This window comes from Streptomyces sp. NPDC005811, from assembly GCF_040630405.1.
In the GTDB taxonomy this organism is placed as follows: domain Bacteria; phylum Actinomycetota; class Actinomycetes; order Streptomycetales; family Streptomycetaceae; genus Streptomyces.
In genome coordinates, this window is record NZ_JBEXXK010000010.1 from 176,902 (window position 1) to 191,436 (window position 14,535).

Sequence of the window (14,535 nt, forward strand, 5' to 3'; positions counted from 1 at the left end):
GATTGACTGTTTGATTCGACTGTTCGATCCGTCATGTCCCGTCGTGTCCCCGCTCGGCGCCCTCGGCGCCGGTTCAGCACCTCGTCATCCGCCGCCTCCCATCACCCCGCCCGCGAGCCCGATCACGACCGGTACGACGCCGACCGCGATGAAGGCGGGCAGGAAGCACAGCCCCACCGGCGCGGCGACCAGGACGGCGGCGCGTCGGGCCCTGGCCGTGGCGGCCCGGGTCCAGTCGGCCCGGGCGTCCCCGGCGAGCCGGGCCACGGGGCCCGCCGCCGGAATCCCCGTCACATCGGCCCGTGCCAACAGCCGCGCCAGGGCCTCCGCACCCGGCGCACCGGCCAACCGACGCCATGCCGTGGCCGGTTCGCCGCCCAGCCGCACCTCGGCGGCACCGCGCGCCAGCCCTTCCCCCACCGGCCCGCCCAGGGCCTCTCCGACCGCCTGTGCGGCGATCACCGGAGCGGCGCCCGCCGCGATGCAGGCGGCCAGCAGATCGGCGGCGAGGGGGAGTTGCCCTGCGGCGAGCCGCGCGTCGGCCTCGCCCACGGCTCCCGCGGCCCGCTGCCGACGGCGCCACCGCCACAGCCCGGCCGCGCCGGCCACCCCGGCCACGGCCCCCACGACACCGCCGATCAGCACCCATCCGGCGCCCACCGCCGCCACCGCCGGCAGCCAGGCCCCCACGGCGTTCCGCATCGCCGCGCGCCGGACGTCCGGTGCACGCTCCCGCCCCAGCAGCCCGGCCGCCCTCCCCCGGGCCCTGCGGGCGCGCCGCACCCGCTCCAGCACCCACACCGGCCACCCGAGGGCCGTCACGATCCCCACGGCCACCCCCAGCCTGTGGACAACTTCCGCGCTCACCGCGCCTCCCTCCTCGTCACCCGCCGCTCGTTCGCCCGCACGCCCCTTCACGCCCCCTCCGCGTTCCGCACGATCCACCGCACCCACGCCACCCCCGCGCCCTCCAGCAGCCCCCCGACGAGCAGGCAGCCCAGCCCGGCCACGCTGTGGAACAGCACCCGCAACGGGTCGGCGCCGAGCGCGGCGCCCAGGAGGAGCCCCAGGGCGGGCAGACAGGCCAGCATCACGGTGGTGGCGCGTGGCCCCGCCAACTGCGCGCGGAGGTCCGCCCGTTGGTCGCGCTCCGCCCGCAACGCGCCCTCCAGGCGGTCGAGTCCGGTCGCGAGGCCCGCTCCCTGGTCCACGGCCACCCGCCAGCACGCCGCCAGCCCCAGCAGTCCGCCGGCCCCCGGCTGCCGTGCGGCGGCCGCGAGCGCCCGGGGCACATCGCCGCCGAACCGCGCCGCCGCCAGCACCGCCGCCCGTGTCTCGCCCAGCCCGCCCGAGTCCCGCGCGGCCCGCTGCAACGCCTCCCCGGGCTGCCGTCCGGCCCGCACCTCCCCGGCGAGCGCCGCGCAGAGCGCGATCACGGCGTCCGCCCTGCGCTCCCCGATCCGGCGCGCCTCCGCTGCGCGGCGCGCCCGGCGCAGCAAGGGGACCGCCGCGGCCCCGGCGGCGACCGGAAGCGGCGAGGCTCCCAGCACCGCCAGCACCACCCCGACGACCGGCGCCCACCACTCGGGCCGCCATCGCGCGCGCAGCCCGCGCAGTCCGCTCAGTCCGCGGGTCAGGTCCCGCCAGGCAGGTGGCCCGCTGCCGACCACCCCGCCTCCGGCGAGCAGCAACTGCGCCCGCCGGCCCCCGGAGTACGGACCGCCCAGCAGCCACGCCGCCGCCCCGGCACAGGCGACGGCCGCCGCCGTCGACACCTCACCCAACTCGTGCATCGCGCACCTCGCTCCCTTCACGCACCAGCTCACCCACCAGGTCACCCAGCCGGTCACCCACCTGGTTCACACCGCCCGCCCCGCCGCTCTCTTCGCCGATCCCGCCCGCCCCGCCGCTCCGGCCGCTCTCTTCGCCGATCCCGCCCGCCCCGCCGCTCCGGCCGCTCTCTTCGCCGATCCCGCGCGCCTCGCCCCTCAGCAGCTCCCGCAGCCGCCCCCAGCCCCGCTCGTACGCGAACGCGTCGGGCTGCCAGCGCAGTGCCGGTACCGTCCGCACCAGCCCCGTCGGGTCCCGCTCCAGCACGTGCACCTCCGCGATCCGGCGCCGCCCGGCCGGGTCGCGGACGAGGTGCAGGACCACCGAGAGCGCGGCCGCCACCTGGCTGTGCAGTGCCGTCCGGTCGAGTCCGGCCGCCGTGCCGAGCGCCTCCAGCCGGGCGGGGACGTCCCCCGCGGCGTTGGCGTGGACGGTCCCGCAGCCGCTGTCGGATGGCAGGAAAGATTTCACTTGGCACATCTCTGACCAGGGAACTGAAATCTTTTGTGCGGTGACCTACATCACACTTGCCGCACGAAAGATTTCAGTGTCCGATCTACACGCAGGTCACACCTGGAAGGATCGTCACTCACCGTGAAAGCGGCAGGTCACCGGAGGGTCGCGGGCCTGAAGCGTCAATGTCGCGTGGCGCGTTCGATGGGGTGGGACATCAGCCTGATCATCGACACAAGGAGTCGGCGCCTACCGGCGGACCCGTCCGTCGTGCCCCTTCACGGAGGGGGCAGCGACCCGGACCGACTCGACGATTCGAGCGAGGAGTCGCATCGTGTCCCGTGGCAGTCTTTTACACCATGCCTCATTCAGTGACCGCGCTCGAACCGGGAGTGGGCGGGCTGCAAAGTCGACGATCTCCCGGGCGGCCGACCACGGGTCGCCGCTGAACAGAATCTGGGCCGCGATTCGCAGTGCCGCTGTTTGAGCCATCGGTTTTGGCCCTGCAATCCTGGTCGGGTTGACTCCCGGGTTGGTCGGCGTACAGAAGTCGGTGAAGCCGTCGGCGACAACCGGGTCGGCACCTTCCACATTTTCCGGTCTGGCTACATGGAAGGCAAAGTCTGCCATTGCCGCCAGATCTGCAAAGACACCGCGCAGCTGAACGGCCTCCGGTCGTGCCCACGCGAGGCGTTCTTCGAGGAATTTTTGCAGGTCAGCAAGCATTTTGTCGTGCAGTTCAGGAGCTTTCCACTTTTTATATTCGGCGTCGCATTGCCAGAGCAGGACATCCGTCAGTCGGTGCTTTTCGGAGCCTTGGCAGCTTCCTTGGCCGAGGTTGACGCGGGCCCCGGGCAGCGGGGTGTGGCATTCGGGGCATGCGGCCATCAAGTAGCATCGATGCTTTAGGCATGCGAACATCCAAGGCGTGCACCATTCGAGGGGCCAGCGTCCATCGCTTTCTTCGATGCAAGAAGGGCAGAATTTTAGTTCGCGCGGGTCGATCCAGCTCGCTTTCATAGTCCGGAACAGGTTCCGTGGGCCGGATTTGACCAGATCGAATTTCACGATGGTCCCCAGGAAGCGCATCCAGGTCATCGCCTGCAGTTCGTCGCCTGACAGTCCGGTTGCCTGTTCGACGCGAAGAATGTCCTCGTCGCCCAGGCCGTACACGAGCGACGTCGGCCCTGAGTCGGCGATGCGTGCCACGTTGTCGCCCGGCCGCAGGAGCCCGCACGCCGTGGCCATCGATGTGCGGGAGACCTCGTAGACCGCGCTCAAGTGTCCCAGCCAGCTGAGGAGCGACTCTCTCGGAAGCGGCAGAGGCACAACCGGCAGACGTCGGATGCAGTGGGCAGCGGAAGGGTCGGGCACACGTCACGATACGACGGCCCGTCCTCTGCCCATCGTCGGAACCTCCACCGCCCATGTGGAAGGAGGCCGTTGTGCGGTTGACCCCGGCAGGCGTCCACTCATCGGGTGGACGCCACCCTCGGCCCCACCCCGCGTCGGCGTTGTCGATGTCCCAGCGTTGGGCGATGGCCAGTGAGGTTTCCCCTTGACCTGGACTACGTGTCAAGGAGGAACCCGGCTACCGGGAAGGCCGGTCAAGGGGCCGTGGACCTGGGGCCGGTTCATGGGCGCCGACCACGCCTGCGCCCGTTGTCCCGGACGGTCGCCGAAACAGCGGCGCGGCTGGTGGCCGATCTCTGCCCCGTCGGTGACCGTTTCGGTGCGGTCCACCGGGGGGGAGCGCCTATCCCAGCGTCACGGGGGCAAGGCCCCCCATCAGAGGGTGGCAGGGATCTGTGCTGTAAAGCTCGACCGGCGGCAGGGATGCGTCCGGGTCGGTCGGGCGAAGGGGCTCGTCCAGGCGTACACCGCGCAGCGCGCGGGCGAGCCGTGGCATCTCGGCGGGTTCGGCGAGCTGGGCGCGGAAGTCCGGAGTCAGTTGCTGGGCCACGAGAGTGCGGACGAGGTCGGAGCCCGGGTGCGACCACCCAAGGTTCCTCAGGACCTGCTCGGGACTCTCGTATTCGGGCTCACTCGTCAGCTTGAAGCCCAGGAGGACGTCACGGACGCGATCAAGATCGTCCCCCGTCGGTTGGATGTTGAAGTGGACCGCCACCCCGCCGCCCTGCGGTGTCAGCGGCGAGCAGTAGGGGGAGGCGGCCGCGTCCGGGCTCCGCCAGGCTCCCGCCACCGCCACCAGGACCACGGGGGCGGCGATGAGCGCCCCGGCTCGCAGCGCACGGCCGGGCCGACGAGGGCTCCGTGGCCCGAGCAGGGCCACCGCGCACACGGCGAGGGCTCCGGTGAGAAGCGCGAACCAGTGCTCCGTGACGGGTGCCAGCAGCTCCGGCACCTCGCCCCTGGTGCCGCCGAGCGGTTCCGACCCGAGCATGAGCGCGATCCTGGGGTTCTCCAGGGCTGCTCTGCCGAAGGGTGCTCCCACGGCCACACACGCAGCGATCAGCAGGACGCTCATGACCAGTGGACCGTCGACGCCCGCCGCGCCCCCGACAGCTTGGCTTCGCGGTGCATGCCCGGCCCCGTCCTGGGCCGGGTGCAGGCTTCGTTCCCCTGCCGCTCCCCGCTCCCGTTCCGGCTTCGCTGGTTCCCGCCCCTGTGCCTGTGGGCGGTTCCATCCCCGCAACGCGAGGGCCGTCACCCGGAACAGGAGCACTGGCGCCGCGACCAGCAGGGCGTAGAGGGCGAGGAGTTCCAGGGCGCCCAGCAGCAGCAGGGCGACCGCACTCGCGCCCACCAGCGCGGCCGTGGCGGCCAGCAGCCACCACATCCACCGCCTCAGGGGCTCTGCGGCGGCTCGTGTCGCGGCCCAGGGCCAGCAGGTCAGTAGCAGACAGCAGACGAGGAGGCCGAGGAGCGGCTGCGGGGCGAACGGAACACTTGCTTCCGCTGTCCCGTAGGGCGACAGACGGGTGCCCAGCAGCACCCCGGCGGCGAGTACCGGCGCGATGAGCAGGGGGCCCGGTGAACGGTTCGTCCGCTTGGGGTTCCCGGCGTGCCGCGCCATGCCGAGGCCGACGAGGAGACCCAGTGGCGCGCCGACGGACAGGGCAGTCCTGATGACGCTTCCGTCCTGCGCCGGGCCGACGGCGGCGCCTGCGGCGATCAGCACCTGGGTGACCGTGGCCAGGGCGACCCCGGTGAGGAAGCCGCTCACCAGTGCATGGACGAGGCCGAACCTGAGGAGCGCGCCGGGCGCGCGGACCAGCGCCGCGCGCTCCTCCCGGGTGCGGTGGTAGGAGAGCAGTCGTGGCAGGGCCCGGGTGTCGCGGCCATGCTGTCCCCGGACCCACACATCGCGGCCGCCCCGCTCCAGAGCCTGGGCGAAACCCTCCGGGCCTTTATCCCCGAGCTGCGCGGCACGCTGGTCGGCGTAGGCCTCCTGGGCGCGCAGGAACTCGCGCGCCACCAGGTCCAGGGCGAAGGCGAAGAGCAACACGCTGCCCGCCATGGCGAGATCGGTGCCGGCCCCGGTGGTGAGGCTGACGGTGACGATCAGCAGCGTCTGCAGGAGGTTGGCCAGACGAACGCCCATGACCAGGTTGTGTCCGAGGACATCCCGGTTACGCAGGTGCGCCAGCTCATGGCGGATGACCGCATCGAAGGTGCACCGCGCGCTTGCGGTGTCCGCGGTCCCCAGCGCCAGCAGGGACGGGCCCAGGGAGAGATAGGGGCGCAGGCCGATGAGGTCGAACCCGGACGCCATTCCCCGGTCCCGCTTCTTCTTGTGCTCGGTGAGCAGGGCGGGGATCTGCCGCAGACGCATCTCCCGTGCGAGCGCCTCGACGCGGCACGCGAGGCCGGGAAACGCTTTCCCGTCGAGCGGTCGGCACCGTCTGCGGCGCAGCCGGTCCCGGAGGAAGAACGTCGAGACGCCCGCGTACCACAGCCAGTGGGCCTCCAGCACGGAGCGGGCGAGACGCCCGTCGCCCGCCCGGCCCGAAACCCCTCCGCCGAAGCGGGCCATCAGCCAGATGTTGCCCGAGTGCACCGTGACAGCCAGCAGCGGCAGCAGGATCACCGTGGTGCGAGGGAAGGCGAACACATTCACCGGGTCGGCATCCGGTCCGGCTTCTCCCGACCGGCGGTCCGGAGTGACGGCCGACGTCACTCCTCCCCTCCCGGGGACAGCTCGTCCCGCGGGGTGAGCCCGTCCGCGATCGCGTCCGCCAGCCGCTCCGCCTGCTCCTGTGCGAGTCCCTGTTCGAGAGCGAGTGCCAGGGCCCGGGCGCGGAGCACGGAACGCTGGCCAGAGGGCTCCTGCGCGGTGGCCGACGCACCGGCGGCGGGTGCGGGCGTGGTCGTGGGTGCGGGTTCGGCTCCGCGCCCGAACCTGTCCCGGATCCGGCGCCCGAGGCGAGCTCTGGTCCGTTCGGTGCCGGCGGTGAGCTCCGACGTGAGGCCGGCGAGGACCGCGTCGCACATCGCCACGCAGACATAGATGACGACGGGACTCATGACATCGACGAGGTCCTCCCACCCGCTCTCGTTCGGTCCCGGGCGGCGGTGGCTCCTGCGACCCCTCAGACGCCGGCGGGCCGCGCTCACATGGTCGGAGATGCCGGGCGCGAAGGCCTGAACCTCTCCCGGTGCCACTCTGCCAAGCACCGCCAGCGTGAACTCCTCGACTCCGGTGACCCCGGTGGTCACGATTCTGTCCATCTTGCGCGGGCCATCGCCCACAGCGCACCCCCGGTCGGCCCGAAGCCGCGCACCCACGGCATGCGTGAGCGCGCGGCAGCCCGTCATGAACGCCACGACTGTGGGGGTCACTATGGACCGAATTCCAGGAAGATCACCTGATTTTCAGTTATCCGTCTGTTATTGCTTCTTTTTGCTCAGTTGTGACGACCGGCGGAAACCTGACCCCCGACTAGAGACCAGGGAAAGAGCGATGCCACAATGGTCGCGCTTGTGTGTGCGCTCACAAAGTGGACCGCGCCAGGCCGCTGGACCAAACGGATCCCGCCCGACGCCGCCATGGTCCGTCCTCACCACTAACGACCGGCACCAGCAGACCGGCAGCCGGTGCCGGTTTTGGTGCCGAGAGGACCGCCTGGCCAATCGAGGCTGCAACACCGACCGGGCCCGAGCCCCAGTTCCAGCGAGTTCTCCTCGCCTTGACGAACCTCGAAATCAACCGCCGCCGGGTGATCTCCACCGAGGGCTTCCGCTCACGACCAGCGCGAGCACTCCGAGATCCGATCACACCAGCCCTTTGACCTGCGACTTCAAGTCGGCGGGGGCTCGGTGCTCTTCTAGGGTTTCGGTGCAAGGCAGACACGATCAGAGGAGGGGGAGCGCATGGTGACGTACGGCGCTGAATACCTGAAGCGGCTGCTCGCTGCGGTGGAGAGGTTCGAGCAGGCCTTCGAACGCTGGATGGAGACTCAGGTCGAGTCGGATCTTCGTACCTCTCGTGGCTTGTACCCGACGGTCCATGTGAAGGACGGGCAGGATCAGGTGAGCGTGCGGGAGCGTGAGCTCGACGTGGCGGAGACCGCGGGCGCTGCTGCGCGGGCTGTCGCCGTCACCGGGGCTCGTATCGGTGTCGCCGGACTCGGCGCGCTCGATCCGATCGCGAACTGGTCGCTCATGTCGGCTCCGAAGGCGCTCTTCTCGCCGCAGGATGTCCGCAACACAGCGGCGACGGTCCGGGGCCGGTTGGGCATGATGATCGACGAGGCCGAGACGGCCACGGAGACGGCTGTGCCAGGTTTCGCCCCGTCTGAGCTGCATCCGGTCATCTGGACCGCGGCGGCGGCACATTGGACGACCCATCAGTACCGGGTCGCGGTTCGTGAGGCGTCGGAGGCGCTGACCGTGCATTGGAAGACGCGCCTGGGCCGCCATGACGTGGACGACACCCCGTTTTGGCAGCAGACCCTCTCGCCGGGTGAGCCTGAGACGGGCAGACCCAAGCTCGCGTGGCCCGGTGATCCCGCGGACAAGACGACCAGGAGCATGCGTGGCGGGCTGGAGCCGCTGGGCAAGGCGTTGAACAGCCTGGCGACCGGACTGAATCTCACCGTCCGGAACGTCACGACGCACACCCGTGACGAGCTGACCGAGCAGGAAGGCATGGAACGCCTCGCCGCCTACAGCTACTTCGCCCGTCTCCTCGACAAGTGCGAAGTCCGCCGCGTCGACGAAGCCCTGCAGAGCACCTGAGCTGCTTCACGCCGCCGGTCAGATCCCCGATGGATGACGTCAACTGGCGAGCGGGGCTTGGCTCGTTCGGGTCGACTGCGTCTGTGTTCTGGCCCTCGCCACGGCGTGGCGAGGGGGTGTATCTAGCCGGCGGCGGCCTCGCCGTCTTCGTCTTCGGGGTTGTGGCGCTGCTCCGGTGAGGGGGGCAGAGGCTCTTCGTGCCACATCGCGTCGTAAGTGCTCTGCGCGTGCTCGTTGATCACGATGGTGTCGAGGAGGGCGCGGTCAATCCGCTCCGTGCCGGTAAGCACCGCGTCGGCGGCCGCTTCGCGGATGAGTTCCGCCAGGGAGCTGATGTTGCCTCCGGTGCGGCGGTACAGGTACTTCCACTCGCCGACGAGGGTGCCGGGCCGGTGTCTGTACAGGACGAGGGCTTCTTCCATCGCGGTGATGACGGAGACCCAGTCCTCTTTCTCTGCCCTGGTCCGGATGCCGTAGGGGGTCATGTGGAGCAGGAGGTTGCGGCCGGCGGTCTGGGTGGCGCGGCGGCCGCCGGTGCCTTCGAGGAAGAGGCCGGAGTGCTTGAGGTCGACGCCGGTGTAGATGAAGGTGGCCGCGGTGTGGTTCGCGATGTGCTTGAGGTGGTCGTTGACGACTTTGCCCTCCTTGAGGGAGAGGTCCATGAAGTGGGCGTCGTCGATGATCACGAGTTCGACGCCGACGCGGCGCATGTTCTCCAGGACGAGTCGGGTGATGTCGCTTTTGGTGGCACCGGAGCGGTAGTGCTGGCCGAGGTACTCGGCGAGCGCGATGGACAGGTCCTTGGGCGTGGCCTGGGAGGGGATGTTGACGTAGACGACGGGCGTGTAGTCGATGATCCGCCCGTCGACGACGTACTTCTTGTCGTAGCGGTCGGGATGGTTCAGCCGCAGTTCGTGCTCGAAGTCGTAGGCGAACGTCTTGACCAGGGTGGATTTGCCGAGGGTGGCGGGGCCGTCCAGGACGATGCCGCGTCGCGCGCCGGCCGGCTGGAAGCTGTTGGTCATCATCCGGCGGCGGATCTGGTGGTGGATGGACTTCATCTGGCTGGTGCGGACGATGACCAGGGCACTGTGGTGGGCCACCCGGGCCGCGTTGTGGCGGCGTTGTTCCTCGGTGCTGAGCTGTTCGTAGACCTCCGGCGGCAGCAGGACCGGCTTGAGCGGGAGAACGTAGTCGAGGTATTCGCGCCATTCCTCCTTGGTCCGGGGTTCGGACAGGCCGGGATGCTTGAAGTCACCTGTTCCGTACGCTTCTTCGGGCTGCTCGTCGGACGGGTCGGGGGAGGTCACGGGGGTCAGCCCTCCTGGCTGGTGCGGGGAGTCCAGACCTCGGCGGGCTGGACGGCGTGCGGGTTGAAGTCGTCGTCCTCGCCGGACAGGTCGGGAACGGCGTGCAGGGCGGGAACGGTCGGCTTCGCGGCCGACTGGACGGGACGCGGTGGTGGCGCGGGGGCGGCCGGGGCGGAGCGTGCCTCGTCCTGGGCCTGGGCGTCGGCGCGGTGCCGGTCACGGGTGTGGCGCTTGCGGTCGGTCCTGGTCCACGTCTCGGGAGCGTCAATACGGTTTTGCAGGTCCCGCAGGGCTTCGGCGATCTGCTGCTGGTACTCCTTGTCCTTCGGGTCGCCGCCGCGCAGTTCGACCAGGCGTTTGGCCTCCCTCAGGGTGATGTCGGTGAAGGGCTGCAGGTCGCTGAGGGCCTTGGTCCATCCCAGCGTGTGCCAGGTGTTGTCGCGGGGGTTGTGGAAGTAGGCGTGCAGCAGGTTGCGCGGGTCGTAGCGGATGGGCCAGAGCCCGTTGTCGTAGGGCGACTTGGCCCGGCGGAACTGGTACAGCACCGGAGCGTCGTAGACCAGGTAGTTGAGTTCGACGCCATAGGGGTTGATGACGCGGCCGTTGTCGGCGATGGGCAGCAACTCGTAGTACAGGTTGGGGTCTCGGGGGCAGTCGACGTAGCCGGCCGAGCCGAGCGCCATGGCGTACGCCTCGTTGGGTGAGACGTGCAGGTCGGGGAAACCGTGCAGGTGCAGCCCTCGGTGGTGCTGGTTCTGGTAGACCGCGATGACGTATTCGGCGAAGAACTCGGCGATCTCGTCCAGGGTCCAGCGGGCCTGCTGCTCGACGTTCTTGCCACGGTGGGCGACGTTGAAGCCCTTGTACCCGGCGACGTGCATGGAGAACTTTTCCCGGATCGTCAGGAACAGGCGTTCCACCTGGGGTTTGTCGGTTGCTTTGAGTTTCCGGGCGTCCTGCGGGTCGATCTTCCATGTGCGGCACGCGCGCTTGACGACATCGGACTTGTACGGCTTGCCGTGGTCGAAGAGGAGGGTCTCGGGGTAGACGACCGGCCGGGCTGCGGCCTCGGCGAGGCGTTCGTCGACGCTGAGGTGGCGCTCGTAGGGGATGCGCAGCATCTGGTAGCGCAGGGCGTCGGCCCACTTCGGGCGCATGGGCTCGGGCGTCATGACGTCGGCGAGCAGCAGGCCGATGTCGATGGCCTTGGTGCCCAGCGGGGTGAGCCGCCAGGCGAGGATGGAGCGGGTGGCGACGTCGATGGCGACGGTGAGTTCGATGCTGTAGGTGTCGTTCGTCGCCGGGTCGTAGGCCAGGACGTCGAGCGGGGTGGTGTCGAGCATGACGACCTGGCCGGGCCGGTGGGCGATGACGTGGCCGAAGGTCCGGTCGGGCTGGCCGGCGTCCGAGATCCGCTGGTAGGCGGGGTCGGAGGGGCTGCGGTGCAGCAGGAGTTTGACCACGCGGCGGAACGTGTCCGGTTTGGGCAGCGGGACGGCGCCGGTGCCGTGGTCTGCGTCGAGCCGGTTCTGGCAGCGGCGCTGGAAGCGGGTGGAGACGCTGGAGGAACTGTCGAGGCGCTCGACGTTGGCCTGTTCGCGGATCGCGGTGATCACCCGTTCGTCGATGTTGCGCAGCGGGTTCTTCAGCCGGGCTTTGCGGCCGTCGACCAGCCCCCACAGGCCCTTCTCCTCCCACGCCTCAAGAAGCTGCCAGACGCGGCGCTCGGTCAGGCCGAGCTCGCTGGCCTTGGTTGCGACGCGCTCACTCAGAGGAAGTCCGGGGTGGTATAGCGGGCGTGGCTCACCGGGTGCGGCGTCGAACTCTGAGCCCGAGCGGTAGCCGGTGGTGGCCTCGTGCAGCTGGGCTTCAAGTTCCAGGGCGTTGTCGCGGGCCTCCTTGTCCTGCAGGGTCGCCAGGACACCGCCGGGGTCCAGGCCTGCGGCAGTGTTGTCGACGGTCTCGGGCGGGGCGGCCAAGGCGCGGAAGGAGGGATCCGTCAGCAGGACGCTGAGCATGATCGTCTGATGGTGTCCGGAGATCGAGCGCAACCGCACGAGTGCACCGGTGAGACCGGTGACCTGGTGCTGTTCTTCCTCGAACTCGATCCAGTCTTCGGCTGCGATGCGGTAGCGCTGGTCCATCAGGTGTGCTCCGGTTCGGGTGCGGCCCACACGATGGTGGTCTCGCGCAGCGGGCGGGTGACGTCGAACAGCAGACGGTGGTGCCACATGAGGTGGTAGGTGACGGCCCGCTCGATGTCTGGCTCGGGCCACAGGGACAGCAGTTCGGCGATGCTGAGGGGCTGCTGGGCCCGGAAGAGCAGGACGGGAGCGACGGAGGCTGCGGCGTTCAGGGGTCTGCGGTAGCCGGCGAGCCATTCGACGGTGGCCCACAGCTGCTCATCCGGCTCGCCCACCATCTGGTAGTCCCAGCCGAGCTGCCGGCAGGCTGCCTGGGTCCGGGCGGCTTGGAGGCGCTCTCTGGGCTTGTCGATCTGTTCGGGGTTCTTGACGTCCAGGAGCAGGACGGAGTCGTCGGTGCGGCGGACGAACAGGTCGGGGTAGTGGGTCCAGGTCGTGTCGCCATCGACGCCTTCGAAGATGAACGGCTGGGCCGAGAAACAGGCCACCTTCGCGTCGAAGTCGAGGAGTTTCATCCAGCGGGATTCCAGGTAGCTCTCGTAGTCCAGCATGGTGTCGCTGCTGGCCGCCCAGTAGGAGCCGGGAGTGTGCTGCTGGCCTTCGTAGGTGGGGAAGTCGCGGGCCGGCAGGCAGGTCTCGAAGCGCACCTGGCGGGCCTGGTCGGCGGGCAGCAGCCGCTCAGTGCCGCCGCCGTCGTAGAAGTGCAGGTAGAGCTGACGGGAGGCATGCCGCAGCGGCCGCAGGGTCTGTGGTCTTCTCGGGGTCATGCCCCTCCTGTCGCATCGGGCACGTCGTGCCGAAGGAGGCTGTGTCCGAAGGAAGCCAGGCAGGCGGTGACGGAGGCGGGCATCCTGGTGGCGAAGCGCCGCCAGCCCTCCCGCACCGACTCGGTGCTCGTCCGCGGCCACAGCTCGGCGGCGTAAGCGGGTGCTTCGCGGACGTCGCCGCCGGTGAAGTGCTGCCACACCCAGGCCGCGGCGTGACGCCGCCGCTGAAGGGTGACGTCGTGCTCCAGCGGCCGGCACACCGGATACAGGACGGCGTGCGGCACCGAGGTCAGCGCAGCCAGCCTCTCCCGCCGGGCGGCGTAGTCGACCCGGCCCCGCTCCTCCAGGCGGGCGCCGAGCCGTTCGATGTCCGCCCAGAAGGCCCGCGGGTCGCTGATGCGCTGGACGAGGGTGTTGGTCACCCGGGCCGCCCGCTGAGCGCTCATGTCCAAGTCGGCTGCGGCCCGCTGCCAGCTCACCGCGCCGCCGAGCCGTACCAGGGCCACAGCGGCCAGGCACCGGCCGCTGGCCGGCGCGGTGCCGGGCAGGTGAGGGGCGATCAGGTCGGTGTAGTCACCAGCGTCGACCAGATGCGGCACATGCCGGGCGGTGATCCGCACACGGGTTGCGGGACGCACGGCCAGCACGCCGGCGACCCGCGAGGAGGGCGACCGGGCCACCCTAACCAGCGCGTCCAGGCACGCCGGAGGGGACAGAGGCCGCAGCGGGTCGCTCTTGCCGGGGTCGCGGCGCTGGCTCGCCGCCCGCCGCGTCCACTCGGCCAGCACCTGACCGGCGGCCTCGCGGTCACGGGCGAACAGCACCGTGGCGCTCAGCGCGAGCACACTCGCGGCGTGAGCCGCGCTCGCGGGGCTGACTCCGAGCTGGGTCCCCGCGCCTCCCCGCCGTGCCTTCTCGCGCACCCACCGGTCGGCCAGGAAGGATTCCGCCAGGCCCTCGGCTTCGGATAAGGCGGTGCAAGAGGCGAGGTCGTCGGCGGAGGCGACCAGACGGATCACCGCCGTCGTGAACCGCAGCGCGGCGAAGAACTCGGCCGGTCCCACCGTTTCACCCGCGACCCGATCCCTGCCGCCGTCGACGACGGCCAGCACACGCTCCTGCAGGTCCGCGAGCACGACGGGCATCGTCGCAGCGGGCAGGAACTGGAGCCGCTCCTCGCACAGCCCGGCCTTACGCCGCCCTCCCGCCGAGCGCCGGTTGCAGCACCGCGCCGGGTCGGACACCGTCTGGCGGGTGATCAGGCCCCGGGGATGGCCGTTGTGCCCGCGGCCCACCCGCGCCCCGCAGCGGCGGCACTTGTCCACCAGCAGCACCTGGTGCACCGGGCAGACCGCGGCGATGCCCAGACGCCACCACAACGGCCACACCGGCCGCTCGGCCAGGCACTTCGGGCACACCCGGCTGGAGGAGAACAGCGCCCACTCACGGCGCACCACCGGCGCCAGCGAGGAGTCCACCGCCGGATTCCACCCGGCGAAGTCCAGCACCGTCCCGCGGTAGCGGGTCAGTTGCATCGCCTGCAGGGTGCGCGCGTCCAGCCCCGTGGCCGCCTCGGCCCCGGCAAGACTGCGGCGCGTCAGCGCAATACCGAACAACGCCGGCCATACCCCCGCCCCCGGCCGGCACTCCAGCCCAATGGCCTGCGCCGCATGCCCCGGGGAGAGTTCCCAGTCCACCGATACTCTCGCCAGCCACGACGCGAACGACTCACCGGCCTGCGGTACCAGCACCGCGGGCAGCCGCCGCGGCCGTCCGCCCTCCCGCACGCATCCCTCCACACACTGTTTGTAGGAGATCTCCTACAAACCT

At 70.4% G+C, this 14,535-nt stretch carries 10 protein-coding genes and 1 pseudogene; 1 reads left to right on the forward strand and 10 read right to left on the reverse strand.

Going from position 1 to position 14,535, the window contains the following annotated elements:
- Positions 1-84: 84 nt before the first annotated feature.
- The 6 genes and pseudogenes from ABZ490_RS13565 to ABZ490_RS13590 form a co-directional block, all read right to left on the reverse strand.
- On the reverse strand, positions 85-867 hold the full coding sequence (locus ABZ490_RS13565) for a type II secretion system F family protein (protein WP_358988769.1): 783 nt from the start codon (positions 865-867) through the stop codon (positions 85-87).
- A gap of 47 nt (positions 868-914) precedes the next feature.
- Positions 915-1,793 (reverse strand): type II secretion system F family protein, encoded by an 879-nt coding sequence (locus ABZ490_RS13570; RefSeq protein WP_358988771.1) that lies wholly within the window; start codon positions 1,791-1,793, stop codon positions 915-917.
- Positions 1,777-2,274 (reverse strand): annotated as a pseudogene (locus ABZ490_RS13575) (hypothetical protein); the annotation flags it as partial. The gene ABZ490_RS13570 and the pseudogene ABZ490_RS13575, both read right to left, overlap by 17 nt.
- Positions 2,275-2,532: 258 nt before the next feature.
- Positions 2,533-3,657 carry a TniQ family protein gene (locus ABZ490_RS13580; protein WP_358988773.1) on the reverse strand — a complete coding sequence of 375 codons (1,125 nt, stop codon included), beginning with the start codon at positions 3,655-3,657 and terminating at the stop codon, positions 2,533-2,535.
- A 382-nt stretch (positions 3,658-4,039) separates the two neighbouring features.
- Complete coding sequence (locus ABZ490_RS13585) at positions 4,040-6,424, reverse strand: M48 family metalloprotease (RefSeq protein ID WP_358988775.1); 2,385 nt, start codon at positions 6,422-6,424, stop codon at positions 4,040-4,042.
- Positions 6,421-6,963: a hypothetical protein gene (locus tag ABZ490_RS13590; protein ID WP_358988777.1), complete on the reverse strand. Its 543-nt coding sequence runs from the start codon at positions 6,961-6,963 to the stop codon at positions 6,421-6,423. Before ABZ490_RS13590 ends, ABZ490_RS13585 begins: the two co-directional genes overlap by 4 nt.
- A 654-nt stretch (positions 6,964-7,617) precedes the next feature.
- On the opposite strand from ABZ490_RS13590, the gene ABZ490_RS13595 reads away from it, so the two are divergent.
- Positions 7,618-8,484: a TIGR02391 family protein gene (locus ABZ490_RS13595; RefSeq protein WP_358988779.1), complete on the forward strand. Its 867-nt coding sequence runs from the start codon at positions 7,618-7,620 to the stop codon at positions 8,482-8,484.
- A gap of 122 nt (positions 8,485-8,606) precedes the next feature.
- On the opposite strand, the gene ABZ490_RS13600 is transcribed toward ABZ490_RS13595, so the two are convergent.
- The 4 genes from ABZ490_RS13600 to ABZ490_RS13615 are packed head-to-tail and all read right to left on the reverse strand — an operon-like array spanning position 8,607 to position 14,504.
- The gene (locus ABZ490_RS13600) at positions 8,607-9,794 is read right to left on the reverse strand and encodes a TniB family NTP-binding protein (protein ID WP_358988781.1); all 1,188 of its coding nucleotides are present in this window, start codon (positions 9,792-9,794) and stop codon (positions 8,607-8,609) included.
- 5 nt (positions 9,795-9,799) lie between these two features.
- Positions 9,800-11,938, reverse strand: a complete 2,139-nt coding sequence (locus ABZ490_RS13605) for a transposase (RefSeq protein ID WP_358988783.1) — start codon at positions 11,936-11,938, stop codon at positions 9,800-9,802.
- Entirely contained in the window at positions 11,938-12,705 is a 768-nt protein-coding gene (locus tag ABZ490_RS13610) for a TnsA-like heteromeric transposase endonuclease subunit (protein WP_358988785.1), read from the reverse strand. Before ABZ490_RS13610 ends, ABZ490_RS13605 begins: the two co-directional genes overlap by 1 nt.
- Positions 12,702-14,504 (reverse strand): TniQ family protein, encoded by a 1,803-nt coding sequence (locus tag ABZ490_RS13615; protein ID WP_358988787.1) that lies wholly within the window; start codon positions 14,502-14,504, stop codon positions 12,702-12,704. Before ABZ490_RS13615 ends, ABZ490_RS13610 begins: the two co-directional genes overlap by 4 nt.
- Positions 14,505-14,535: the final 31 nt, after the last annotated feature.

What these genes read in the sequence shown, in the direction of transcription:
- ABZ490_RS13570 (WP_358988771.1), bottom strand. Translation starts at nt 1,793, where the DNA reads ATGCACGAGTTGGGTGAGGTGTCGACGGCGGCGGCCGTCGCCTGTGCC.
- ABZ490_RS13595 (WP_358988779.1), top strand. Translation starts at nt 7,618, where the DNA reads ATGGTGACGTACGGCGCTGAATACCTGAAGCGGCTGCTCGCTGCGGTG.
- ABZ490_RS13605 (WP_358988783.1), bottom strand. Translation starts at nt 11,938, where the DNA reads ATGGACCAGCGCTACCGCATCGCAGCCGAAGACTGGATCGAGTTCGAG.
- ABZ490_RS13610 (WP_358988785.1), bottom strand. Translation starts at nt 12,705, where the DNA reads ATGACCCCGAGAAGACCACAGACCCTGCGGCCGCTGCGGCATGCCTCC.